This window comes from Paenibacillus sp. MAH-35 (assembly GCF_058135425.1).
Window position 1 is genome coordinate 307,252 of sequence record NZ_JBYUPU010000005.1, and the last position, 23,954, is coordinate 331,205.

The window sequence follows — 23,954 nt, forward strand, 5'->3', positions numbered from 1 at the left end:
CATCCCCCCTAAGCGTTAATCGCTTACCGGAAACCAGCTGCGATCGGAGCAGAGCTGCAACTCCTCTTCGTTTTGAAGCTGGTCGCCCAGCACGTCCCGAATAAACTCCGGCAAATAATACTGAACGATTTGTCCGCGGCTAAGCGACATATAGCCGATCCCGAACGTAAACATATCGATCGTGCCAACGTTATACATTCGCTGTTCATCGAGAGGTTCGCCGTTTACCGTTACGCTGCGGATTTTCCGGTAAGGCTCCGCTTCCGCGGCATATTCGATGCGCAAACCGGAGACGCACAGCGTTCCGAGCAGCTTGCCGCGGAAGCCGAACCCTTTGATCGGTTTCAGGGTGAACTCGTCCAGCAAAGCTTCTTCCAGCGCAAGGCGCAGCTCGTGTCCGGGCAGACGGATCAGGCACGGATTAATCGGCGGTGGGCATATTTCCAGCAACCGGTATTGCGTGACCGTCCCCTCCTCCAAGCTTTGCAAAATCTGGCCCGCATTCACAAGGCCGATCTCGGCCCCCGTCCAGTTGCGCAAACCCGACGCGAGCAAATTGCCCAGAGGCGACTCCGATTCCCATCGTATGTATAGCGGCTGTTCCAGACGAGCGACGGACAGAGTAAGCCTGTCGCGGCTTCTCTGCTCCTCCTCGGCGATAATCGTCTCGAGCCGGGCCGAAGGCGGAAACCGCTCCGTCTCCCAGATCAACCCTTTGACTAAACGCAGTTGCTTATCCGCCATACTGTAGGAGAACTCCAGCTCGCCCAAGTGTTTACCGAAGCAGCCTGCGGCGGCGATGTATGTACCGTTTAGAAACAGCGGCTCCTCCAGCAAATGATGAGTATGGCTGCCAAGGATGACATCGATCCCGTTGATTTGCTCGGCCATCGCTTTATCGTGCATCAGACCGAGATGGGAGACGACGACCAGTACGTCGACGTCGGGACGCAGCAGATCCGTCAGCCGGGCGGCGGTCTCGTAGGGATTGGAGATATTCCAGCCCAGCAGCGTGTAAAAGTCGGGATAATAGGCGGTCAGTCCGATGATGCCTACGCGCAGCCCGTTTTTGTCCAGTATCCGGTACGGCTCCATCCAAGGCGGCGCTTCGCCCGTGTCTTTATCGGATAAATTGCCACATACGACTGAGAACCCGTTTCTCTGGTTATAGGCAACGCCGAGCTGCTCCGGAGTAAAGGTCAATCCCTCGTTGTTGCCGGGAACGACGAGATCGTAGCCGGTTGCATTCAATACCGCAATATTGGCAAGGCCGGAGCTGCCCTCGGTTTCGGGCCGCATCCGGTCCATATGGTCCCCGCAGTCGATGACGATCAACTCCGAGGACGGATGACGGCTTCGAAGCTGTTCCAAAGCGGACCCGACTCGGGGCATCCGCTCGAAGTGACTGTGGATATCGTTCGTATGCAGAAGGACCAGCTTTTTGTCGTCCATGCTCCGCCCTCCGCTTCATTCGTATACAGATTGTCCAGACTCTATCCATTTCGATTCCGATCAAAAAAGTTCCTGCCGTCGGCTTTTCCTAATTTTATGCTTTTTTTTGCCGGACATGCAACGGAAATGATACACTGGGTACAAATATAGACTAGCTTATGGAGGTGCGTTTCCAGCTTATGCAGCTTGTTGTTCGCGTATTCGCCGGGTTATCGGATGCCCTCGGCGCTTCCACCGTTCCTATAGACATACAAGGGGAGACTTTGACCGGAGCCGAGCTGAAGGAGCTTCTGAGCCGCGCCTATCCCGCAGCGAGCGGTTTGATCCGGACGGCGTTCATTGCCAAAAATCAAGCTTACGCCTCAGACAACGACCTGTTATCCGTAACCGATGAAATTGCCGTTATTCCTCCCGTATCCGGGGGGCAGCAGGAGCCGGTAGTCCCCTCATCCTCCGTCGATGAAACGCTGGGCCTGCATCGTATTACGACAAGCCCGCTTACCGCGGACGAAGTATCTGTCCAGGTAGCGGACGACGAACACGGTGCGTCTTTAGTTTTCATAGGTACGACACGCCGGACGACGCTGGGGCAGCGTACCGTTCTGCTGGAATACGAAGCGTACGTCCCGATGGCGCTCAAGACGCTTCAGCAAATATCGGACGAGATCCGCTCCCGATGGCCCGGCTCCCTCACGGCCATCTCGCATCGGATCGGGACGGTTCCGGTCGGCGAGACCAGTGTCGTCATTGCCGTGTCGACGCCGCACCGTGCGGACTGTTATGAAGCGAGCCGTTATGCGATTGAAAGGCTTAAAGAAATCGTGCCTATCTGGAAAAAGGAAGTGTGGGAAGACGGCTCGCAATGGAAAGGGCCACAGTCCGGCGCTTGGAATCCGATGCGTACGACATGAGCGTTCAGGCCAAGCTCCGAAGCGAAAATCTTGCTCGCAGCCGTCTCTTTGGCATCATTCATTCAGCTATTCGGCTTTACCTAAGGCGCAAAAAGACCGTTTAGCCTGGGACGGCTTTAAACGGTCTTTTCGGTGTTTTTCAATGCTGTTCAACATCGCTTCCAGCTTGGATGGCGCGATTCAGTTCATCAGATTCTGTGTTTAGCGACTGGCTGGATGGTCTTGTTGGGTTTTGTTGGGTCTTTACCGCATGTTTATTCCATATCCAGACGTTTGGCGCTTAAAAACGTTTTTTTCCAGTAAGGCTGATTGATGTTCGTAATTTGCACGCCGTCTTTCGGTTTCGGCGAAGCGTGAATCATCTGGTTGTTACCCATATAGATGCCCACATGCCCGACGATCTTATCCGTTTTGAAGCGGCCGGGTACATAAAAGAACATCAGATCGCCCTCACGCAGCATTTTACGGCTGACGCTTTGTCCTTTCCGGGCTTGCGCTCTTGCGGTACGCGGCAGCTCGACGTCTTCCTTACCGTAAAGATATTGGGTAAACGTCGAGCAGTCGAACTTGCCCGTCTGCGGATACGGGCCCGTGCCGAATTTGTATTTGACGCCCAAGTATCTTTTACCGGTGGAAATCAGGTTGTCCGTATCGATATCGACCTGTACCGGAATCGCGTCCCCTCGCCCGCGAACAGATGCAGCCGCTTCTAGCGCCTCTCTCGTGAATGAAGAAATGTTACCGGCAGATGCCGGTTTTTTCTTTTTCGGATCGTTCGGATCGTCGGCGAAGCTCCACTCATCCTCTTGACCTTCCGGTTCCGGCGGCAAGTTCAAAATCGCTTTGTCAACCGCGTTCGGATTTGGCTTTATGGCCAGTTCGTTATCGCGCACCTCGTAGGAAACGACATCGCGGAACAAATCTTCAACCACGGACAAAGGGATCTGCAACGTATCGCCAGATACGAAAGGCGCCTCGGCCATCGTTAAAGCATTTCCCTCCACAACAGCCTGCGTGCTGCCGCCTTTGAGCTCATACACGGCGTCATTATCGCCGATCCGCAGCGTGCCGGTCGCCGGGTCCCAATCCCACTGAAACTCCAGCGTATCGGCGAACGTTTGCCCCGAAATGACCCGTTTCCCTTCCACCATCGTGATCGGTATTTTGGCTTCACCGGCATTCAGCATATTTACACCGGAACCGGACAACGCCTGAGGCGTCTGCGGAACGGATGGCGCCGCCACCTCCGGCGACAGTCTCGCTTCCCCCGCCTGGCGTTTCATTCCTCCACTATTCATCCCGCATGCGGTCGTGGTCATCAGCGTAACCGCGATCAGAGTGAGGGCTACCTTCCGCTGCCTTTTCATCATCTTCTATGCTCTCCTCACGATAAAATTTCGTTGATGAGGATAGCTTTAGGAAGTGTGGAATGAATTATGCGGCGAATCGGAGGGGGGTGGGTTGTAATTGTTGGGAGGGGCTAAGTTTCATTGAGAGTAGGCCATCCTTCTCTACCGAATCTACTTATGCTTGAAAAATAAAAAAGCACCAATATTGTAGGTGCTTTAGCTTCTCAAAAATTTATCTTTAACTCCATTCTACATTTTGCTTAATTACTTTTGCTGGGACACCTGCAACCATAGATTTTTCTGGTACATCTGACGTTACCAATGAACCTGCAGCTATAATTGCTCCATCTCCGATAGTGACCCCTTTTAAAATCGTAGATTTACATCCAATAAGTACATGATTACCAATAATTACAGGAAGGGAATCGGAAAAATTATTTATGGTATGAAAATCACTATCCATAATGGTTACGTCCCATGATATTGCACATCTAGCACCAATTCTAACTAATTTCTTACAGGCGATTTCAGAACGACGATTGATGTATGTTTCATTACCTATCTCAATTACTGCTTCGGGGGAGTCAAGAAAAAATCCAGTTTGACCATATATTTGAACATAATCACCAATAATAAGCCTTGAATTTTTGTTCATTTGAGAAATTCTAATTTTACCTGGGGATAATTTAAAATTCCTTCCTATAGAAATATTTCTATGAAGACCTTTATAAATTAATCCCTTTATTCTCATTCTTAATAGTTTTACAATGTTGTTAAAACTCAACAATTGTAGGTTTTTCAAGTTCATTATGATACACCCCCGAACATCGATACACGATGTATCATACCATGTTCTTGAATGTATGTCATCACGTAAACTATTCTTGCAAACTTTTTTTCATCCAAACATATGAACCATCACCTTTTTTAATACACATATATATAAGGTCTGCTTCTCCATCACCGCCTTGCACCATGACCATACTGCCTCTATATGAAGAAGATGCTGGAGGCAACGATTTTACATTTCCTACAAATAAATAGTTGTTATTCATATGAAGGTTGCCATATAAATTACCACCTATTGTCGGTAAATAAGCAGCACCATACTCACTATCTGATTTACCAAATATGCGTAGAATTCTAATTCGTCCGTCAGAAGCATTAGAACCGTAGAAGGTTAGCCTAAATTTATCTATATAAGTTGGCATTGAGTGTTTAACTATATATTTTTGAATAGATAATCCTTTGTAATCAAATAACGGCGAAAACCAATTCCCCTGATATTGTCTTTCCAGTTTTATTGCTTTTGGACTTTCTTGCCATGGCCCAAATGCTATCCCAAAATTACTAAAATATGTGATAGTTGTGGGGAACGCGATTTCTACGACAATTGGATTTTCCTGGGAGGTTTGATTTCCATCCCATATCGCAGGAGAGTTAGCTTTTAAGTCAAACATATTTGATAATAAACCACTAATTAATGGAGGGCCACTAATTTGTGTTACTTTAAACCTCTTGTCTGCGAATGCCAAATAATCATCTTGGTTACCAGAAAAAAGAAATCCATTATCTACAACTTGAGGGGGACTGACTCCTGACATTACACGTATTGGAGAAGTTGTGGATATAAAATTATCTGTACCATAATCTTTGACATCGAGTGAAGTTAAGTCAGATACAACTGTATTGAGTAGCGATTGATCTGTAAACACACCAGCAATTTTAGAATCAATTAAATGTCTGTCCCAAAAGATTCCGGATATATAGTTCCTTACTCCACATAAATAAAAATGCGTTGTGTCCTTCATGGGCTGACTTTGAATATCACTAAAAATATTTCCCGATGTTTCGTAAGGAGGGCCCTTTCCCCCTTGTAGGTAGATATCATACCGATTCCACGAAAATCCGATTTGGTTAAATTGATTCCCATTCACCCATTGCTCTGTATTTTTTCCTGCGTATTCAGAGTGCAGGTGAATACCCTTATCGAAGAAACTTATATTAACATCAAATACATGAACCCAGCAAATGTTACTACCAGCACCTGTGGAATACATAAGTATACCAGTACCAGTAATACGTGACTCGCGTCCGTACAGTATTAGAGATGATATTGAGGTATTATGTGATGATGTGCTGAACTTATCTACTCCATCCAAATAAATGCAACTATTTGTAAATGTTGGTTCGACATTGTATGTGTTTATCATTCCGCCACTAATCTTCCCATTTCTATTTAATCGAATAACATGAAAGTCCAGTTTGGGCCGTATAATACTTCCTTTACTTAGCATAAGATGTGTTTTGGGTTTAACGGTAATCGTATTTGTCGTATTATAAGTTCCAGGTGGCACAATAATGTCCCCACCTTCAAAAGCAGCTAAAGAATCAATTGCACGTTGTAATGCTAGTGTGTCATCAGACACGCCATCACCTTTCGCTCCAAAATCTTTCACATTTACACGTCCCGCTTGCGCTGATTCTGCTGCAGCCCTTGCAATCATATCGGTCATTCTGCCACAGTCCTCCTTTGACATTAAAGTCATTGTTGAGTACATGGAGATTGCACACGAATACTTTAGTCGGTATAACGATTCCAATTGAATATTATAATTAGTATTGGTTCAAAATTGACTTTACTGTATTGTTATATATGCGCCAATCATCTAAGAGGTTACATATATTGAAAACCATTTTAATTATTTCACATGACCTATGCAGTTCAAGTCAGTAACTGGTAATCATGGTCATGTGCCAAAATTCACGAAAACATTTCGATAAATATTGCAAAAACCTCTTGACTTTTCAAAATCGCCGCCATAATCGCGAAGGATACTTTTTCATAGGGTATATCTTCAAGATTATAGGTGGTTTTCCAATGTCAGCGCTACAAAAACCGAGGTTCAAAGAACTGAATCACAGCGAATGTGCCGGAGCTCCCATTTTGAAGAGCCTGTGGGATCGATTCGACTTCTCTCTGCTGCTTACTCAATCCGGCATTATGAAGCGCAATGGCACTCCTTCATGGTTAATTTGCTTCCTCTATGTTGTCGGTCTCGTTTCCAATTGCTCCTCCGTCGTTCAGATGGCGCAGTTGGCCGACAAAGACGCTTTGCTGAAGGCGATGTTCCAGCCTTGGAAACTTGCGCAGTACACCTTAAGCCGCTTTTTTACGAAGGGCTTTGCATGGACGACGTTTGCCCAAAAACGTGTCGAGCGCTTGCAGCAAGATCCTCTGACTGCGCTTGCCGATGGGGATGTCGTGAATCTCGATGACACCCACAGTGCACACCTTTTGCCAAGCGGCTTCCGTTTCTGAGCTGGCTCTACGACCATTCCACCAAAACCTATGTTTGGGCAACGAATCTGGTGGTCCTGCAGGCCGTTCTGAAAAGCGGATTGGAGTATCCGTTGTTTTACCGGATCTGGCACAAACCTGAAACGAAAGGAGAAGGTCTAACTAAAATCGATCTAGCCAAGCAAATGTTGCTCATGCTGCGTGAATCGGTTACGTGCCGGTTGTGGATAGCCATGGATCGCTGGTACCTGTGCAAGCATTTCTTTACGTTCCTTGAAGAGAATCACTTTGATTGGGTCACCAAGGCCAAGCGCAACACCGCTTTGTTTCGTAAGATCATCGAACCTGGCACCCGTCGGGAACGTTACGTGCCGCTGACTCCAGTCATGCTGATCCGTGAAGTCTTTAAGGAATTAACACGCCAAGCAACATCCGGCCTCAGTTCAATTTCGATTCCGGGCATCTACATGAAGCGTTCATACATCACGGTGAATCGGAAAGGAAAGCAAGTGACCAAGCAACGCTTTGTTCCGGTGGCTGCTGTTGTTGCCATGCGATTGAAGGAAGATGAGCTCATTAAGGAATTGGACTCGATTCAAGCGGAACAAGGAGAAGATCCGGCCACTTACAAAGGCGCATACTTGTTGATCAGCAATCGCCACGATGTACCGAAAGACGTGGTGCAAACCTATACCAAGCGCTGGCGCATCGAAGTGCTCTTTCGCGCCGCCAAACAGGAATTGGCTTTCGAAAAATGCCACTCCGAATCCGAGGCGCATCACCATGCTCATTTCGAGCTATTGTTTGTGGCAGAAACCTTATTAGCGGTCGCACTCTTTGAACTGAACAAAGAAAAAACGAGTGATGAAGGCTACACCCACGGCGAAATGGTTCGTGGCCTCTTCCACACTCGTTGTCAGGTCCGCGTGAACAACCGCAAGGGCATTCAGCGAATCTCTATTGATTGTGACACACAAGTGCAGCAATTTGCAAGACTCATTGAACTTTTTTGGCCGGAGCATTATTTGGTGCTTCTTTGGGTTACGCCTAAACCAGAAATTTACCAGGGATTACCTCCAAGTGCATAGGTCATGTTATTTCACTTGTTTAGTTTTTATTTTGCCAATTCTACAAAAAAAATACATGTCTGAGCGACTTATAGAGAAAGTCACTGCAGACATGTATCTACGAATTAAGCTCCGGGAATTTTATTCACCCAATACTACCTTCCATCTCGAACTTAATCAACCGGTTCATCTCCACCGCATACTCCATCGGCAGTTCTTTCGTGAACGGTTCGATAAAGCCCATAACGATCATCTGGGTCGCTTCCGCCTGGCTCAGACCGCGGCTCATCAAGTAGAAGAGCTGATCCTCAGACACTTTGGATACCGTCGCTTCATGCTCTAGCGTAATGTTATCGTTCATGATCTCGTTGTACGGGATCGTATCCGACGTGGACTCGTTGTCGAGAATGAGCGTATCGCATTGGATGTTCGCTTTGGACCCTTCGGAATTGCGTCCGAACGAAGCCAAACCGCGGTACGTTACTTTTCCGCCGTGTTTGCTGATCGATTTGGATACGATCGTGGACGTCGTTTCCGGTGCGAGGTGAATCATCTTGGCCCCCGCATCCTGGTGCTGTCCTTTGCCGGCTACAGCGATCGAGAGTACCATACCTTTGGCACCGCGGCCTTTCAGAATAACCGCCGGGTATTTCATCGTCAGCTTGGAGCCGATGTTGCCGTCGACCCATTCCATTGTCGCGTTTTCTTCGGCCACCGCACGTTTCGTAACAAGGTTGTAAATATTCGGCGCCCAGTTCTGAATAGTGGTGTAACGGACGCGGGAATTTTTCTTACAAATGATTTCAACGACAGCGCTGTGCAGCGAATTCGTGCTGTAGATCGGCGCCGTACAGCCTTCAACGTAATGGACGAAGCTGTCCTCGTCAGCGATAATCAATGTCCGTTCGAATTGGCCCATATTTTCGGAGTTGATCCGGAAATACGCCTGCAGCGGAATTTCACATTTGACGCCCTTCGGAACGTAGATGAAGCTTCCGCCCGACCAGACGGCGCTGTTCAATGCAGCGAATTTGTTATCTGTAATCGGAACGATCGTCGAGAAGTACTCCTTGACAATCTCCGGATGCTCGCGAAGGGCAGTATCCATGTCGGTAAACAAGACACCCTGCTTCTCGAGATCTTCCTGCATGCTGTGGTAAACGACCTCGGACTCGTACTGAGCCGATACCCCGGCAAGGAACTTCTGCTCCGCTTCGGGAATGCCCAGCTTGTCGAACGTATTTTTAATTTCCTGCGGCACTTCCTCCCACGTCTTGCCTTGTTTTTCCGAAGGCTTGACATAGTAGGTGATGTCATTGAAATCGAGATCGTCCAGATCGCCGCCCCAACGCGGCATCGCCATCTTGTTGAACTGCTCCAGCGATTTCAGACGAAAATCGAGCATCCATTGCGGTTCGTTTTTCATCTTCGAAATCTCGGTGACGATTTCTTTCGTCAGCCCTTTTTCCGAACGAAAAACGTTCTGATGCTCGTCGCGAAAGCCATATTTATAATCTTCCATTTCCGGCATTTGCTTAGCCATCTTCGAATCCCTCCTTGTTGTTTTCGTCGAACTGCTTAGCCGATGCTCTCAAAAAACTGCTCCGTATTCCGCAAAGCGCGAACCAGCAGTTCCACTTCCTGCTCGGTATTGTACAAATAAAAGCTTGCTCTTGCTGTGGCATTCACATTCAGCCATCTCATCAGCGGCTGGCAGCAATGATGTCCGGCGCGGATGGCGATGCCCTCCTGATCGATGACCGTGGCTACATCGTGCGCATGGATTTCCTTCAGGTTGAACGTAACGAGGCCGGTTCGATTATCCCGCGGTCCGTAGATGGTCAACCCTTCAATTTGCAACAGCTGCTCATAAGCAATCTTGGCCAAATGCGTATCGTGCGCATGAATCCGGTCCATCCCGACTTCCGTCAAAAAATCGATCGCGGCTCCGAGACCTACCGCACCGGCGATAATGGGCGTGCCGCCCTCGAACTTGTAAGGCAGCTCCTTAAACGTAGATTCGTACAGGTCGACGCGGTCGATCATTTCGCCGCCAAACTCGATCGGCTCCATGTTGTCCAGCAGCGTTTTTTTCCCATACAGAGCCCCGATTCCGGTCGGTCCGCACATCTTATGCCCGGAGAAGGCATAAAAGTCGCAATCCAAGTCCTGCACGTCTACTTTCAGGTGAGGCGTACTTTGCGCGCCGTCCACAACCATAACCGCACCGTTGCGATGAGCGATGGCCGCAAGCTCCTTAACCGGGTTCGTGACGCCAAGGACGTTGGACACATACACGACAGATACGATTTTGGTCCGTTCCGTAATCGTCTTCTCTGCATCTTCCAGCGTAATCGAGCCGTCGGGCTGAAGCGGAATATATTTGAGCGTGGCGCCGGTCGCTTTGGCGACCTGCTGCCACGGAATGAGATTGCTATGGTGCTCCATCGGAGTCAGGACGATCTCGTCCCCTTCCCGGCATACGGAGCGGGCGTAGCTGAAGGCGACCAGATTAAGCGCCGTCGTCGTTCCCCGCGTGAAGATGATTTCCTCGCGAAACTTCGCATTCAAAAACGCGGCGACTTTATCGCGTGCGCCTTCGTATGCGTCGGTGGCGCGGGAACCTAGCGTATGAACGCCGCGGTGAACGTTCGAATGATCCAGCTCATAGTAGCGTTTTATAGCTTCGATAACGGAACGCGGTCTTTGCGAGCTTGCCCCGTTATCCAGGTAAACGAGCGGATGACCGTTTACTTCCTGGTGGAGGATCGGAAACTGTTCGCGAATTTCGGCTCCGAGGCTGCTCATTGTCCGAGCTTCCTCTCAACGAGCGCCTGAAGCTGCTTCTGAACGTTCTCAAGCGGAATTTCGCTGATGACGGGGGCAAGGAATCCGTATACGACCAGCTTATGCGCTTCGGTCCGGGTAATACCGCGGGACATCAGATAGTGCATATGCTCCGGGTTCACTTGGCCTACGCTGGCCGCATGGCCCGCTTTTACGTCATCCTCGTCGATCAGCAGCATCGGGTTCGCATCGCCGCGGGCTCTAGGGCTCAGCATAAGCACGCGTTCCGTCTGCTCGCCGTTCGCTCCTGTCGCACCCTTCTCGATCTTCGTAATACCGTTGATGATCGCAGTCGCCTCATCCTGCATAACCGCTCTCGTAATCATATCGCTCGGCGTGCTCTTGCCGAAATGAACGGCGCGGGTCGTCAAGTTGAGCTTCTGGTCGGATTTACCGACGGAAATCACTTTAGCGTCGGAGCTCGAGCCGTTGCCTTTTAGCAGCGTGCTCGTGTCGGCCATGGCGTTGCCGCTGTTCAGCTCGCCGATAATCCACTCGATGCGGGCATCGTTATCCGTGACGGCACGACGGTACGTAATACCTGTGGAGCCTTTGCCCAAATCGTGTACGGAAGCGAACTGTACGTTGGCGCCAGCTTTGGCGACTACTTCGACGATCCCGTTATGAACGAATTCTTTGCCGTCTTCGGAGATATAATTATCTACGTATACGACAGAGCTGTTCGACTCGGCTATGATCAGCACGTGAGGAGCGAAAGTCGCTTCCGCGTCGTCAGCGATGAAGATCGCTTGGAGCGGAACTTTCACTTCTACGTTTTTGGGAACATAGAGGAAAACCCCTCCGTTCCAAAGAGCAGCGTGAAGCGCCGTCAGCCGGTTCTCGTCCGCTTTGACGACCGTCATGAAATGCTTTTGCACCAAGTCGCCGTGCTCTTTAAGAGCCGTTTCCAGGTCGGTGAAAATAACGCCTTGCTCGGCCAACTCGCCCGACAGCTCGCTCCAGACGATACCGGAGTTACGCTGTACGAGCAAATTTGTCGTTTCCCCGGAATCTCCGAGCAGCAGTTTGGCCGCCTCCGGCAGCGCTCCCGCACCTTGAAGTCTCGCAGGCGCTTTATAGGTTCCGTAGGAAGTGAGGTTCCAACGGTCGATTCTCGTTTTTTCCAGTTTCGGCAGTTCCAACGAACCGGCCAATTCCAAAGCTTTCAAGCGAAGTTCGGTCATCCATGAAGGCTCGCTGCGGCTTGCGGACAAGTCCGCTACGGAATTCCGGTCGATTGGAAGAACGGTTTGAGAGCTCATATCGATTCCTCCAATTAATATTAGTTTTGTCCGACCGTCTCGTCTACGATCCCAAGCTCTTCCTTGATCCAATCGTAGCCTTCCGCTTCGAGTTTCTCAGCGAGTTCCGGTCCGCCCGATTTCACGATGCGGCCTTGCATCATAACGTGTACGAAATCCGGCTTGACGTAGTTCAGCAGGCGCTGATAGTGAGTAATGATCAGGAAGCCTCTTTCCGGGCTGCGCATGGCGTTGACGCCTGCGGCGACGATTTTGAGGGCGTCGATATCGAGACCCGAATCGATTTCGTCGAGAATGACGATTTTCGGATCAAGCAGCATCATCTGCAAAATCTCGTTCCGTTTTTTCTCCCCGCCGGAAAAACCTTCGTTCAAATAACGGTGAGCGAATTCCGGATTCATCTCGAGCTCTTTCATCTTGCCTTCCATTTGGCGGATGAACTTGATAAGCGAGATTTCGTTACCTTCGTCGCGGCGGGCATTGATCGCGCTTCGCAGAAAGTCTGCGTTCGTTACGCCGGGAATTTCGCTAGGATACTGCATAGCGAGGAACAGGCCTGCGCGTGCACGCTCGTCGACGTCCATTTCCAGCACGTCTTCACCGTCAAGCGTAGCGGTACCTTCGGTCACTTCGTATTTGGGATGCCCCATAAGAGCGGATGCGAGCGTACTTTTGCCTGTACCGTTAGGTCCCATGATGGCATGTACTTCCCCGCCGTTGATTTCCAGCTGAATGCCTTTCAAAATTTCCTTGTCTTCGATCGATGCTTTCAGACCGTCTATGACAAATTTTGGTGCGTTTGACATATGTGCTTCCCTCCGACTGCGATCTTATATTGGAATCGTTACAAGATGAGTTTCAATATGTGATTGAAATTCATATGAAATGATTCTCATTGATTCTCAGCAATAATTTTATTATAACCTACCCCACCAAATCAATAAAGGGCATTTCGATATATTTCCAGACTGTTTTGTTTAAAAAGTAACAAAACCTTCTTATGTGCGGGAACCAAACCATGCAAACAAGCAAAGAGGCCGCATTTAACGAGTCAAAACCGCCTTATCTCAGCATTTTAGCAGCTTTCACCTGGCTGCCGTTCTTTAAACGCTAAGAAGCTTCTTTATTTGTTCCGCCTTCGCTTTAAAAGCCTCATTGTCCAGTACCGGCTTCATCGCTCCCGGAGTGAAATCTCCCTCCAGTCTGATCCAGGACGTGCAGCCGGAATACGCATCCAGTATCGGAATGCGGACCGGAAGGTCCAGCCTATGTACCCGAAGCACCAATACGTGCAAAGGCTTTTGCCGCTTCCATTTCAGCCGTTCCTCCGCGAAGCGGTCTGTCCATATGTGAGTGCTGCGGATCCGGTCCAGCTGTTCCTGGCTTGTCACCTCGATATCCGCTTCAACGGTTGCGAAACATTCGATGTCCGCATAGGTTTGCTGCGGGCTCCAGCCTGCCAGCGTTTCGTCCAATCCGGCGCCGGCTTCTTCCTTCAGTAATTCCCGTTTTTGGTGCTCGTAAGTCGGGTACAGCCAAAAAGACGGGCTTTTCAAATGAAAATCCCGGGTTTCCTCCGCAATACCGCCTTTGCGCATCAGAACGATCTGCTTTCCTTCCACAAGCGCGCGTATCGCTACCGCCCATTCCTTAAGGGCGACCGGTTGCATCCTTTCCATGAAACCTCACACCTCCAATGAACCCCATTATACCTTGCAGGCAAAACAAAGCAACCCCTTGCGCCGCATAATAACCTCCATTTAACCGAACCTTATAAAAGCATTCGCTGCACCCCATATCCCCTATCCGAACACGAAAGAAGGTGACCGCATGAGAGAAGGATTGGTACCTGCTGTTCTCGGAACGGCGGTGGCGGCTTCCGGCGCTGCGCTACGCAGTAAATTCCCGGCAGCGGGCTGGGGCATTCTCGGCTTCGGACTCGCTCACATCGTATTAGGAGCTATCGATCTGGTGGAGCATCGGAGGTAACAGCAAAAAACGTCAGGTAGAGCCCTCCAAGCTCCCTGACGTTTTTTCTATAATAAGCAAAGTTGGCGGATACGATGCTGCGACGGTCCGAGAGGAAATGAAGTATTTATCGACGGTGCTGAATATCCGAAAATACGCCGCCTTATGAACGTTGGTTGCCGGTCCTCTGTTACCCGAGTGTAGCCTCCAGCATCCAAACATGCTTTTCCAGCGAATTCTGAATCCCTGTGAGCATGTCAGCGGTTGTATGATCTCCGGCTTCATCGGCCTGATCGATACCTTTGCGCATTTCGGCGATCATCGTCTGAAAATCTTTGACGATTTCCTTGATCATCTGATCGGCGCTTTCGTTGCCGGCCGCTTCCTTCACTGTCGCTTCCGAAAGCATCTCTTTCATCGTAGCGATCGGTTTGCCCTTGATCGACAACACCCGCTCCGCCAGCTCGTCCAAATGGACAGACGCTTCCTCATACAATTCCTGAAACTTTTCATGCAACGTGAAAAAGTTCTTTCCTTTTACAAACCAGTGGTAATTGTGAATTTTCACATACAGGACGCCCCAGTTCGCAATTTGCTTGTTGAGCGTCTCCACGACGGTTTTAATGGTTGCCTCGGTTGCTGTAGCCATAGTTACCAGTGCCTCCTCTTATTGAAAGCTGTACTCATAATGTAAACGGGTTTGCCGGTTTTGAAACAGGCATCGGAGTGCGCTTTGCCTTGCACAATCTTCCCTATTGTGGCTGCCGGAGACGTTTATTATGTAAGATTCAATTATATACTATTCTCGGTGGTAAACTTGGTATTTCCCCGTGTTTCAATTTCGCTTATACTAAGATAAGAGTTTGACCATTTATCGGAGGTGCGCTATGACGCAGTATCACCCGCTTTCGGAAGGGGAAGCCATACAATTTGCCAAATCCATCCCGGATTTGTTCGCAGCGGACGCCCAATTGGCATCCCGTGAAATCGGCGACGGGAACTTGAACCTGGTATTCCACATTACCGAACCGGCAACGGGAAAAAGCATTATTTTGAAGCAGGCGCTGCCTTACGCTAAAGTAGTAGGCGAATCATGGCCGCTTACCCTCGACCGCGCCAGGATCGAGAGCGAAGCTCTACAGTATGAGGGAGCGCTTTGCCCGGACCTCGTTCCGCGTGTGTACCAATACGTTCGGGAGCTGGCGCTCACCGTTATGGAAGATTTGAGCGATCACGTCATCATGAGAAGAGGCTTGATCGAGCGCAACAAGTACCCCAAATTTGCCGGCGATATTGGCCGCTTTCTGGCGCATACTTTGTTCTATTCGTCGGATCTCGGCATGAATCAGCAGGACAAAAAAGAACGCGTCAAGCAATTTATCAATCCCGATCTGTGCAAAATAACCGAGGACTTGATCTTCGACGACCCTTACCGTGACGCCGAGACGAACAGCTTCGACGAAGCGATCCGCGATGAAGCGGAGGCGCTCTGGAACGATACCGAGCTGAAGCTCGAAGTTGCCCGTCTGCGTCACGGCTTTCTGACAAATGCCCAAGCGCTGCTCCATGGCGATCTTCATACCGGAAGTATTTTCATTACCGAACAATCGACGAAGGTAATTGATCCTGAATTTGCCTATTACGGCCCGATGGGCTTCGATATCGGAGCGGTTATCGCCAATCTGCTTCTGAATTTCGCCGGCCAGGAGGGCTGGAGTCCGGATGCGGCCAGCCGTGCGGAGTACCGGGAGTACCTGCTGACTACCGTCAAGGACACCTGGACGACGTTCGAGCGGGAGTTTCGCAGTCTGTGGAACGACCGCAGTGTGGATCGGATTTCGAACACACCGGGTTTCCAAGACATCTATGTCGAACAACTGCTTCGTGATACAATCGGATATGCCGGCTGTAAAATGGTGCGCAGAATCGTCGGACTGGCCCATGTCGCAGATATCGATAAAATCGAAGACGCAGCCGCCAAAGAACGCGCTCAACGTCTGGCACTTGCCATCGGGAAGACGCTGATCAAACACCACCGGAGCAGCGCTTCTATCGACGAAGTGCTCGACATCGCTGTCAAAGCAGCCGCTCAATAATAAGGAAGAGTTTCCGAAGGCGATCACGCCCGAGGTAAGCGATAAGGAGATTAGGAATGGAAACTGCACAACAACCGCTGCAGTCTGTCGTATGGGCGGGAGATCATCTGGATCTCCTCGACCAGCGGCTGCTGCCTGAAGAAATCGTCTATTTGGCTTTAACGACAGCCGAAGACGTCTGGGAAGCCATTCGTCATCTGAAAGTGCGCGGAGCTCCGGCGATCGGAATCGCTGCGGCTTTCGGCGTATACTTGGGAGTCAGAGAGGTTTCCGGCGACGCCGAGCAGGTCCAGGCGGAAATCAACCGGCAGGCGGATTACTTGGCCACCTCGCGGCCGACCGCCGTCAACTTGTTCTGGGCGCTGGACCGGATGAAAGCCAAAGCGGATGCTTTGCTGACGGGCGAAGGGTTGCGCGACGGAGAAGTACTGAAGGAAGCGATGCTGTCCGAAGCGATCCAGATCCAGGCCGAGGACGAGGAAACGTGCCGTCTGATCGGCGAACACGCGCTCACCCTGCTGCACGACGGTATCGGGGTGCTCACGCACTGCAACGCGGGCGGACTGGCAACGGCGAAGTACGGAACGGCGCTGGCGCCTTTGTATCTCGCCCAGGAACGCGGCTGGAACGTCAAAGTATTCGCCGACGAAACCCGTCCGGTCCTGCAGGGCTCGCGCTTGACCGCATTTGAGCTGCAGCAGGCCGGCATCGATGTCACCCTCATCTGCGACAACATGGCCGCCATGGTCATGTCCAAAGGCTGGGTGCAAGCCGTCATCGTCGGCACCGACCGGGTCGCCGCCAACGGCGACGTAGCCAACAAAATCGGCACTTATGGAGTCGCCGTTCTGGCCAAAGCCCACGGCATCCCGTTTTATGTGGCGTGCCCGATGTCGACGATCGACCTGAACACGCCTACCGGCGCGGAAATTCCGATCGAAGAACGCAATGAAGAGGAAGTCACCGAAGGCTTCGGCAAACGCACGGCTCCGCGCGGCGTCAAAGTATTTAACCCGGCCTTCGACGTAACGCCTAACGAATACGTGACCGCTATTATTACGGAGAAAGGTGTCGTTCAGGCGCCTTATGGGGAGAATTTGAGGAAGTTGTTTGGGTGAGGTTGAGCGTTCGGCAGAAGAACGGATGCTGCTAAAAGCTGGAGGCAGCTCCGTTCTTTTTAACATTCATAAAGTTTACTGCATTTAGTCATTTAGCCCGTCTAAAACCATTCACTGCTTTACAGATACGGAATGATCTTTGATTACACCGTAGTTGAATTTAAACCGCCTCATATTCAATAATCCGTATATGAAACCTGTACCGTATGATACATGCAAAATAATATGGATGAGGAATAACGTAATTTTATTGTAAAACCCACTAGTATACTTATTCGTAACCGAAAAATATGCATTCAACGTAAAATAAAGAATCATAACCGCACAATAAAGTGCCGCTATTGGTTTAAATAAAAAGGATAGCGGTAAACCAATCATATTAAACACTACAAATGCTCCAGGCACCAGATGTGTAATTCTAGCCGGCTTGTTATGTTTTTTTATAACCGCAACCTTCCAGTATCCGTATTCAAAATGCTGCTTAAAAAGTGCTTTTAAAGAATTTCTTGGGAAATAAACCGACTTGATTTGTGGAGTAACAAATACTTTGCCACCATTCTTTATGATTCGAAAGTTAAGTTCGTCATCCTCATTTCTCGGAAAATTCTCATCATATAGTCCAAGACGAACAATACTTTCCTTTCGGTAAGAGCCAAGGAATACCGTTTCGGAGTAGCCCTCGTATTGCTCATTATGATGATTTCCCCCACCCATGCCATACGAAGAATGGTAACTGGCAGCAATAACTTTTTGTAGAGTAGTCTTTCCTTTTACTATCGTCGGCCCGCCAACATTTGTTGCGTCGGTTGTTTTCAAATAATGCACGCATTTTGAAATATAATCATTTGCATATTCGGAGTGAGCGTCCAATCTTACAATATATGTGCCTTTTGCTGCATGAATACCGATATTCAATGCATACTGAACCGTTTTATTCGGATTGTCGATAACTTTGATGAGCTTTGGATGCTTAATTTGATATCCGATTAAAATTTCTTTGGTTTTATCTGTCGAGCAGCCATCAACAAGAATAATTTCTAAATCATTTTTCGGGTAATCTTGTTTCATTAAAGACTCAATGCAATTCACAATGTATTTCTCTTCATTTCGGATCGGCATAACTACGGAAACAGTAATTTTCGACTGGTTCATCACAACACCACTTTAGCTAAGTTTAGTATGAAACCAATTATAAGAACCATTCTGGAGCGTTATTTGAGAGGTAAAAAGTTTTGTACTAACATCTTTAATTCTTCAATGCAAGACCTTATTGACAGGTCATGTTTATCTATGTCATCACTCTGTTCATGCTTAGAAATAAACTTTTGTAATTCTTCAGTAAATTCTTTAAGCAGAACATTCACCTTCCTAATTAAATTTATTCTTAACTACTGTATAGCTATAAGAAAAACCTAAAAGAATCCAAAAATACGGAGCCACAGAAACAACACTTATGTTAAAAAATGCCTGAACCAAGTATCCAGTGATTGCAGCTAAACAACCATAAGCTATTATTTGACGTTCTCCGTTCAAGACTCTTGAACTCTTAAATCCGTAATAAAGGATCACTGTTAAAAAGGATAAATAAACAATTAGAGTTGGCACACCTAGTGTAAGAGCCATATGTAAATAATCGTTGTTTACATCATATATAGGCCCACTCCTTAAGTACTTCCAGAAATCAGGATCAATGCCTGAATGAAAAACCAATTGAAACGTATTCGGCCCAGAACCAAACCAGAAATACTCTTTTATTAGAGGAATTGTAATCTTCCATATGTACCAACGAGTCGCCCCTGCTGTGTTGCTATCGACATTAGTTGCTATTTTTTGAACATCCTCAAATATACTTTTCAATCGTGTTAAGTAGTCTTGTTGAGAAAAAAAATTCATAACTACAAAAGTCAAAACAATAATGACGAAAACGGCAATCCACTTTTTCCACAAATCTTTTCTCTTCCATGCTACTAGCACTGATAACATAATTAGGCCGATCAAACTTCCCAACCATGCGCTACGTGTTTCCGATCCCAATAAGGCAACACCAAGTAGACATAAAATGAACAGGTATAACAGTTCTTTTACTCGTTTATCTGCCGTCAAATACAAAGTAAACACCATAATTACTGCTAAAACTAAAAAAGCCCCAAAGTAATCCGGATTATCGAAAAAAGAAAAACTTCTGTTCGAAAATTTATAGCTTAAAATAAAGTCTTGGGGCAGCAATTGTGCTCCATAATGCTGTGCAATACCGTAAATGGCGCAAAGAGATGCACTAAGCACCATAAAAAAAATGATTCGTTTTTGAAAGTCAGGATGTATGAAGTACGAAGTAATCAAGAATAATACAGCATAAGAAAGGATAACCAATATTCCGTAATGTTCTGTTAAATACCCCACCACTGAAACTTGAAGCGATACAATAGTCGACAAACCTATTAACAAGATGTAAAGTAATAAGAACCAATTGGCCCTACCAGTCTCATTAAGATTACGGCCTACTTGTATGTTAAAAGCTGATATTCCTCCCAACAGGACAGCATATCCGATCAAATAGTAGGCTTTCACATTAGCATAATAATAAACTTCTCCAAGTGGATTAATAAGGAAGGGGTATATAAATACAAAAAAGCAAAGCAAGCCAACGATCAAGGTTGTTTTGCTTTTAATTGGAGACTCCATAGTTCACCTCTTACCAAAACAAACAAATATAATCATCTTACGTAATTTTCACTTGGAGACCTGCACTAGCATCGTCTCTTTTTCTTTTCTGTACTGAACAATTTTGTTGTAATCTTCAATAAAGTCAATTTCCGACCAAAATATCCCACTTACATCTCTTACATTAACGTTCAACTCGTTAATGAATGAATACAGGACATTCTCCCACCATAGTCCATGTTGTTGTTTTTCTATTAACGCCTCCAGTCTTCCTACAAATCGGTTTAAGAATGATTTTTTCAAATTGGCGATTCCTATATATTCACCTGTAACTTCGGTTAATTCCTTTCCGTGATCCAATAGTCTGTTTCCATCGCAATAAAATAGGTAGTCCGAGTTTCTACTACTGTCCATTAGAAGAACTTGCTCTTCTTCGTTTCGGATTGTTTCATCAAGTATTTCCTGCTCCCAGAAAACATCCGCATTTGCAATCAAAATATCGTCCCCATTTAGTTCTTTTTTCGCAAACCATAACGAGGCTATACTATTGGTCGCATCATAAAAAGGATTATAGTAGTATTTAACGTTCAGACCTTCTAATGAATTAATAATCATTTCCTTATTGTATCCTGTGACAACAACTACCTCTATATTGTTTTTATGCAACAGCTCAACTGTATGTCTGATCAGAGAAACACCTCCAATGTCGAGTGTACATTTAGGTTTCTCACCGATGTATCTACTAATCCTAGTTCCTCGTCCCGCTGCTAATAGAACCGCTTTCATTTCAAGACCTCCCCTTTAGTTCGTATAGTTCTTTTAGCTCGTTCAGAATACTATCATTAATTAGCGTGTACCGCTTACCATGAAGAGTAATTCCAGCCCCATGAAAAGGAGGACACCAAAAAGCACGAATTTTTTTGTCAATACTCTCTGAATTATCCTCTTCACTTATCACTTTCATTTCTTCGATCATTTTCTTAGATAAGTACTCCACCCCAATGGAATAATATTCCTGCTTTTGTGAAAAAATCGAGTTTTCTACAATTTCATTTAAAACGTGTCGCAATAGCTCAAACATATACTTTTGTGTTTTTTGTTCCAAACTAATATAGGTCTCATTTCTGGAAAACACTTCGAATGTTAACACCTTAATTAATTCTCCATTATCATAAGTCTCATCCATGAAATGGGCAGAAACGCCCCAATAATTTGTTTCGTCCATGATACACTTGCTATAGTTTCCCACACCTCTGTATTTAGGCAATGGTGCAGGGTGAAAATTAATACATTTATTTTTGGGATAATCCAATATACTTTGCTCAAGTTTTTTTTGATAGTAGTAAGAGAGTATGATGTCCAGACTCTCCAGTTTATTTCTGCTTAACATATCAACAAAACTTGCATGACTAAAATAATTAATCTTATGATTCAAACAAAAGGAAACAAGATCTCCTTCCACATTCTCATCTTTGAAAATCACATATACCAAGTTTGTCTTCTCCATCAATAGTCTCATGACATCAACTAACCTAGCGTCATTTCTTATAAAAATGCCTACTCTTTTCATATACTTTCTCCTGCTTCAAGTTATGTTTTGAAAAGTTATTTTCAGTTGTGTAAAGCAACCAGGGCTCTAATTAATGCATCATTATCTTTCTCCGTGATTGCACCAATATGGCCTACTCTAAACAACGTATTGCTTAATTGACCTCCATTTGGACAAACGAAAATATCTACTTCCCTTAAATAATCCACGATTTCTTTTGCTAATAAATTGCCCACTGGAGAAAGTGGTGTGAGTGCATTGGAAAGAGAGGTAGTTGTTATTTTTAAAGGTAGTCCCTTGATCTTCGTTCTAAAATCTTTAGCAAGTCTAGCAACCCCTTCGACAATAGAGTTGAGCCCCCTATCTTCGATTAGATGGAGTTTTTTGTTAAGCTGAATAAAGGTACTTACTGATGGCGTGTATGGGGTTTGTCCTCTTAGCCCATCAGCTAGATATGCTTTAAGATCAAAATATAAACTCCGTACCCGATTTTTGAATATTCTCTCCTGAGCAATTGGATCTACAATTAGAAAAGACACTCCCGGAGGAAGTGCCAATGCCTTTTGAGAGCTCAATATTGAAGCATTAACCCCATATTTTTGCATATCGTAAGGGTCTGCTAAAAAAGTGCTGATTGCATCAACTACCAGAAATACATTATTTCTTTTACAAAAATCCCCAACCAATTCCATATTGTACAGTACGCCTGTTGATGTTTCATGTGCGTTTATTAAAAGACCTGAAATTCCTTTATCCTCATAAGGAGCTAGATGCTCACATGTCAATTCTTCTCCAAAATTCAATTTGACTTCTTCTGAAGATAGCTCATGAACATCGCAAAGCTCCTTAAATCTGCTTCCAAAGCTACCACCGTTTACAATCAAAATTTTATCCTGAGAGGTAAATAGATTCATAATTGCCGCTTCCATTGCAGCGGTACCCGAACCAGTCAAAAATATAACTCTGGATCCAACTGGTGCATGTATTAGCTTGTTTAAGATTGCTTCATTCTCTAATGTTAGAGAAGAAAAATCAGCAGTTCTAAAGTAAGGAAGCTGCTTAGACCCAATCTCAAGTACTTCCTTTTCGATCATAACAGGACCTAGAGCAAAATTAAGCATATTTTGATCGCTCCAATTCGGTTGCATTAGACTTTGTGGCATTTTGGCTTAATTTCAAATCATTTAAAATGTAATCTAAAACTTTTTTGGAAGCCTCACCTGTTTCATATGTTCCGTAAAAGTCAAGTATATCCTTGCAGTTTTTTTGGACACTGCTCCAATCCAGTTTTTCTATAAGTTGTTCCAATTCCTTTTGACTTCTAACAACCATGTATGGAGATTTATCGATGTCAAAATAAAAAGCCCTATCGTAAATTAAATATTGATCGCGATCTGCTTGAAAAAGTACAATCGGCTTGTTTAGAAGAGCAAAATCACCGGCGCTGGAAGAGTAATCTGTAATAAGAAAGTCGGATACTAATAGTAAATCACTCATATCTTCATAGGAAGTAACGTCGTGGATTTTATTACTTGTTGCAATTCCAGCTAGTCCTTTTACAGCACTATGAGCCCTAACCAAACAGCACCATTCTTCCTTGGTTTTCTCTTGTAGTGTGTTAATAACTACTTGTAAATCGATCTCACCCGCACTCTGCAATTCATTTTGGTTGGCTGCTTGCCTTCGTAATGTAGGAGCATATAGCAAAATCTTTGTTTTCATATCGATACCAAAGTCTCTCTTTATTTTCTCTAATTTTGCTCCGTCACCATTAATTAAAATGTCATTTCTTGGCGATCCGACCTTTAATATCTGTCCATTATATTCAAAAGCAGATCTGTACACTCGATCTCCGTAGTCGGATCCGGAAATCGCCAGATCACATATTTTGGATTCGATATATGTATCTTTCGAGTTGAAGGATGAATCTCTTAGTACTTTTTTGAATCCCCTATCTCCATGCCATGTTTGAATATAAACCTGTCTCTTAGATTTATATGTTGCAGCAGGTTTTGGAAAATTGTCAAACCAAAACTTAGAAGTTGATAATTCTTTCAATCCTTGTAGTGAATTTTTAGCAACACATTTAATATATTGAGGCATTTTCTTACTCTTTTCTTCGGGATCATTAACTAGCCATACTATCTTAAACTCCGGATTTATTTCATGTAATTTTTCTGATAAGGCTTTAGGGTTATCGGAGTATGACTTACCGTGAAAACTAATAAATACGGCCTTATTATCGTCTATTCCATACGTTTTGCTGCACAGAAACATATATCCTTTCAAAAAAATACAATAAATTTTTTTGATAATATTAGAAAAGATGGGGATTTTATCGAAAATTCTCTTCGTTTTAATCATTTCATATTT

Annotated in this window: 22 protein-coding genes; 6 read left to right on the top strand and 16 right to left on the bottom strand. The window is 46.2% G+C overall.

The annotated features are described in order from the left end of the window. Window positions 1-15: 15 nt before the first annotated feature. Window positions 16-1,452: a bifunctional metallophosphatase/5'-nucleotidase gene (locus AC3Y2E_RS07870; RefSeq protein WP_379208868.1), complete on the bottom strand. Its 1,437-nt coding sequence runs from the start codon at window positions 1,450-1,452 to the stop codon at window positions 16-18. A 179-nt stretch (window positions 1,453-1,631) separates the two neighbouring features. Between AC3Y2E_RS07870 and AC3Y2E_RS07875 the strand changes: the two genes are divergently transcribed. Further along, a complete protein-coding gene (locus AC3Y2E_RS07875) occupies window positions 1,632-2,363 on the top strand; it encodes a molybdenum cofactor biosynthesis protein (RefSeq protein ID WP_379208870.1) in 732 nt (243 codons plus the stop codon). 254 nt (window positions 2,364-2,617) lie between these two features. Here the strand turns inward: AC3Y2E_RS07875 and AC3Y2E_RS07880 are convergent, their stop codons facing one another. From AC3Y2E_RS07880 to AC3Y2E_RS07890, 3 genes are all read right to left on the bottom strand, one after another. Continuing rightward, window positions 2,618-3,733 carry a C40 family peptidase gene (locus AC3Y2E_RS07880; protein ID WP_379208872.1) on the bottom strand — a complete coding sequence of 372 codons (1,116 nt, stop codon included), beginning with the start codon at window positions 3,731-3,733 and terminating at the stop codon, window positions 2,618-2,620. Between the two features lie 217 nt (window positions 3,734-3,950). After that, window positions 3,951-4,520, bottom strand: a complete 570-nt coding sequence (locus AC3Y2E_RS07885; RefSeq protein WP_379208874.1) for an acyltransferase — start codon at window positions 4,518-4,520, stop codon at window positions 3,951-3,953. Window positions 4,521-4,590: 70 nt separating this feature from the next. Next, complete coding sequence (locus AC3Y2E_RS07890; protein ID WP_379208877.1) at window positions 4,591-6,228, bottom strand: glycosyl hydrolase family 28-related protein; 1,638 nt, start codon at window positions 6,226-6,228, stop codon at window positions 4,591-4,593. Window positions 6,229-6,593: 365 nt separating this feature from the next. Between AC3Y2E_RS07890 and AC3Y2E_RS07895 the strand changes: the two genes are divergently transcribed. Continuing rightward, window positions 6,594-7,034 (top strand): hypothetical protein, encoded by a 441-nt coding sequence (locus AC3Y2E_RS07895; protein ID WP_379208879.1) that lies wholly within the window; start codon window positions 6,594-6,596, stop codon window positions 7,032-7,034. Window positions 7,035-7,126: 92 nt separating this feature from the next. Next, window positions 7,127-8,101, top strand: a complete 975-nt coding sequence (locus AC3Y2E_RS07900) for a transposase (protein ID WP_379208881.1) — start codon at window positions 7,127-7,129, stop codon at window positions 8,099-8,101. A 124-nt stretch (window positions 8,102-8,225) separates the two neighbouring features. Here the strand turns inward: AC3Y2E_RS07900 and sufB are convergent, their stop codons facing one another. From sufB to AC3Y2E_RS07925, 5 genes are all read right to left on the bottom strand, one after another. Next, window positions 8,226-9,623 (bottom strand): Fe-S cluster assembly protein SufB, encoded by a 1,398-nt coding sequence (gene sufB / locus AC3Y2E_RS07905; RefSeq protein WP_332071814.1) that lies wholly within the window; start codon window positions 9,621-9,623, stop codon window positions 8,226-8,228. A gap of 35 nt (window positions 9,624-9,658) precedes the next feature. Beyond that, a complete protein-coding gene (locus AC3Y2E_RS07910) occupies window positions 9,659-10,888 on the bottom strand; it encodes a cysteine desulfurase (protein WP_379208884.1) in 1,230 nt (409 codons plus the stop codon). Further along, window positions 10,885-12,189 carry a Fe-S cluster assembly protein SufD gene (gene sufD, locus AC3Y2E_RS07915; RefSeq protein WP_190931809.1) on the bottom strand — a complete coding sequence of 435 codons (1,305 nt, stop codon included), beginning with the start codon at window positions 12,187-12,189 and terminating at the stop codon, window positions 10,885-10,887. The genes AC3Y2E_RS07910 and sufD overlap by 4 nt, the downstream gene beginning before the upstream one ends. 20 nt (window positions 12,190-12,209) lie before the next feature. Further along, entirely contained in the window at window positions 12,210-12,995 is a 786-nt protein-coding gene (gene sufC / locus AC3Y2E_RS07920) for a Fe-S cluster assembly ATPase SufC (protein WP_190931808.1), read from the bottom strand. Between the two features lie 297 nt (window positions 12,996-13,292). Continuing rightward, a complete protein-coding gene (locus AC3Y2E_RS07925; RefSeq protein WP_379208887.1) occupies window positions 13,293-13,868 on the bottom strand; it encodes a DUF1802 family protein in 576 nt (191 codons plus the stop codon). Between the two features lie 151 nt (window positions 13,869-14,019). Here AC3Y2E_RS07925 and AC3Y2E_RS07930 point away from each other — a divergent pair, with 151 nt between their 5' ends. Beyond that, complete coding sequence (locus AC3Y2E_RS07930; protein WP_190931806.1) at window positions 14,020-14,178, top strand: asparagine synthase; 159 nt, start codon at window positions 14,020-14,022, stop codon at window positions 14,176-14,178. Between the two features lie 169 nt (window positions 14,179-14,347). Here the strand turns inward: AC3Y2E_RS07930 and AC3Y2E_RS07935 are convergent, their stop codons facing one another. Then, window positions 14,348-14,806 (bottom strand): Dps family protein, encoded by a 459-nt coding sequence (locus AC3Y2E_RS07935; RefSeq protein ID WP_190931805.1) that lies wholly within the window; start codon window positions 14,804-14,806, stop codon window positions 14,348-14,350. 238 nt (window positions 14,807-15,044) lie between these two features. On the opposite strand from AC3Y2E_RS07935, the gene mtnK reads away from it, so the two are divergent. Together mtnK and mtnA are read left to right on the top strand one after the other, a co-directional pair. Beyond that, on the top strand, window positions 15,045-16,253 hold the full coding sequence (mtnK, locus tag AC3Y2E_RS07940) for an S-methyl-5-thioribose kinase (RefSeq protein WP_379208890.1): 1,209 nt from the start codon (window positions 15,045-15,047) through the stop codon (window positions 16,251-16,253). A 56-nt stretch (window positions 16,254-16,309) separates the two neighbouring features. Continuing rightward, a complete protein-coding gene (mtnA, locus tag AC3Y2E_RS07945; protein WP_190931803.1) occupies window positions 16,310-17,371 on the top strand; it encodes an S-methyl-5-thioribose-1-phosphate isomerase in 1,062 nt (353 codons plus the stop codon). 111 nt (window positions 17,372-17,482) lie between these two features. Here mtnA and AC3Y2E_RS07950 read toward each other — a convergent pair whose 3' ends face one another. The 6 genes from AC3Y2E_RS07950 to AC3Y2E_RS07975 form a co-directional block, all read right to left on the bottom strand. Continuing rightward, a complete protein-coding gene (locus tag AC3Y2E_RS07950; protein ID WP_379208892.1) occupies window positions 17,483-18,523 on the bottom strand; it encodes a glycosyltransferase family 2 protein in 1,041 nt (346 codons plus the stop codon). A gap of 216 nt (window positions 18,524-18,739) precedes the next feature. Then, on the bottom strand, window positions 18,740-20,053 hold the full coding sequence (locus AC3Y2E_RS07955) for an O-antigen ligase family protein (protein ID WP_379208895.1): 1,314 nt from the start codon (window positions 20,051-20,053) through the stop codon (window positions 18,740-18,742). Window positions 20,054-20,101: 48 nt separating this feature from the next. Next, on the bottom strand, window positions 20,102-20,818 hold the full coding sequence (locus AC3Y2E_RS07960) for a phosphocholine cytidylyltransferase family protein (RefSeq protein WP_379208897.1): 717 nt from the start codon (window positions 20,816-20,818) through the stop codon (window positions 20,102-20,104). A 1-nt stretch (window position 20,819) separates the two neighbouring features. Continuing rightward, window positions 20,820-21,602 carry a formyltransferase family protein gene (locus AC3Y2E_RS07965; protein ID WP_379208899.1) on the bottom strand — a complete coding sequence of 261 codons (783 nt, stop codon included), beginning with the start codon at window positions 21,600-21,602 and terminating at the stop codon, window positions 20,820-20,822. Window positions 21,603-21,643: 41 nt separating this feature from the next. After that, window positions 21,644-22,702, bottom strand: a complete 1,059-nt coding sequence (locus AC3Y2E_RS07970) for a pyridoxal-phosphate-dependent aminotransferase family protein (protein WP_379208901.1) — start codon at window positions 22,700-22,702, stop codon at window positions 21,644-21,646. Then, a partial coding sequence (locus tag AC3Y2E_RS07975) for a CDP-glycerol glycerophosphotransferase family protein (RefSeq protein ID WP_379208903.1) occupies window positions 22,695-23,954 on the bottom strand: 1,260 nt, incomplete at its 5' end. The genes AC3Y2E_RS07970 and AC3Y2E_RS07975, both read right to left, overlap by 8 nt.

Bases quoted from the DNA above. Each gene is read 5' to 3' on its own strand.
- AC3Y2E_RS07870 (WP_379208868.1), bottom strand. From the start codon at position 1,452: ATGGACGACAAAAAGCTGGTCCTTCTGCATACGAACGATATCCACAGT.
- AC3Y2E_RS07875 (WP_379208870.1), top strand. From the start codon at position 1,632: ATGCAGCTTGTTGTTCGCGTATTCGCCGGGTTATCGGATGCCCTCGGC.
- AC3Y2E_RS07880 (WP_379208872.1), bottom strand. From the start codon at position 3,733: ATGATGAAAAGGCAGCGGAAGGTAGCCCTCACTCTGATCGCGGTTACG.
- AC3Y2E_RS07885 (WP_379208874.1), bottom strand. From the start codon at position 4,520: ATGAACTTGAAAAACCTACAATTGTTGAGTTTTAACAACATTGTAAAA.
- AC3Y2E_RS07890 (WP_379208877.1), bottom strand. From the start codon at position 6,228: ATGACCGATATGATTGCAAGGGCTGCAGCAGAATCAGCGCAAGCGGGA.
- AC3Y2E_RS07895 (WP_379208879.1), top strand. From the start codon at position 6,594: ATGTCAGCGCTACAAAAACCGAGGTTCAAAGAACTGAATCACAGCGAA.
- sufB (WP_332071814.1), bottom strand. From the start codon at position 9,623: ATGGCTAAGCAAATGCCGGAAATGGAAGATTATAAATATGGCTTTCGC.
- AC3Y2E_RS07910 (WP_379208884.1), bottom strand. From the start codon at position 10,888: ATGAGCAGCCTCGGAGCCGAAATTCGCGAACAGTTTCCGATCCTCCAC.
- sufD (WP_190931809.1), bottom strand. From the start codon at position 12,189: ATGAGCTCTCAAACCGTTCTTCCAATCGACCGGAATTCCGTAGCGGAC.
- sufC (WP_190931808.1), bottom strand. From the start codon at position 12,995: ATGTCAAACGCACCAAAATTTGTCATAGACGGTCTGAAAGCATCGATC.
- AC3Y2E_RS07925 (WP_379208887.1), bottom strand. From the start codon at position 13,868: ATGGAAAGGATGCAACCGGTCGCCCTTAAGGAATGGGCGGTAGCGATA.
- AC3Y2E_RS07930 (WP_190931806.1), top strand. From the start codon at position 14,020: ATGAGAGAAGGATTGGTACCTGCTGTTCTCGGAACGGCGGTGGCGGCT.
- AC3Y2E_RS07935 (WP_190931805.1), bottom strand. From the start codon at position 14,806: ATGGCTACAGCAACCGAGGCAACCATTAAAACCGTCGTGGAGACGCTC.
- mtnK (WP_379208890.1), top strand. From the start codon at position 15,045: ATGACGCAGTATCACCCGCTTTCGGAAGGGGAAGCCATACAATTTGCC.
- mtnA (WP_190931803.1), top strand. From the start codon at position 16,310: ATGGAAACTGCACAACAACCGCTGCAGTCTGTCGTATGGGCGGGAGAT.
- AC3Y2E_RS07950 (WP_379208892.1), bottom strand. From the start codon at position 18,523: ATGAACCAGTCGAAAATTACTGTTTCCGTAGTTATGCCGATCCGAAAT.
- AC3Y2E_RS07955 (WP_379208895.1), bottom strand. From the start codon at position 20,053: ATGGAGTCTCCAATTAAAAGCAAAACAACCTTGATCGTTGGCTTGCTT.
- AC3Y2E_RS07960 (WP_379208897.1), bottom strand. From the start codon at position 20,818: ATGAAAGCGGTTCTATTAGCAGCGGGACGAGGAACTAGGATTAGTAGA.
- AC3Y2E_RS07965 (WP_379208899.1), bottom strand. From the start codon at position 21,602: ATGAAAAGAGTAGGCATTTTTATAAGAAATGACGCTAGGTTAGTTGAT.
- AC3Y2E_RS07970 (WP_379208901.1), bottom strand. From the start codon at position 22,702: ATGCTTAATTTTGCTCTAGGTCCTGTTATGATCGAAAAGGAAGTACTT.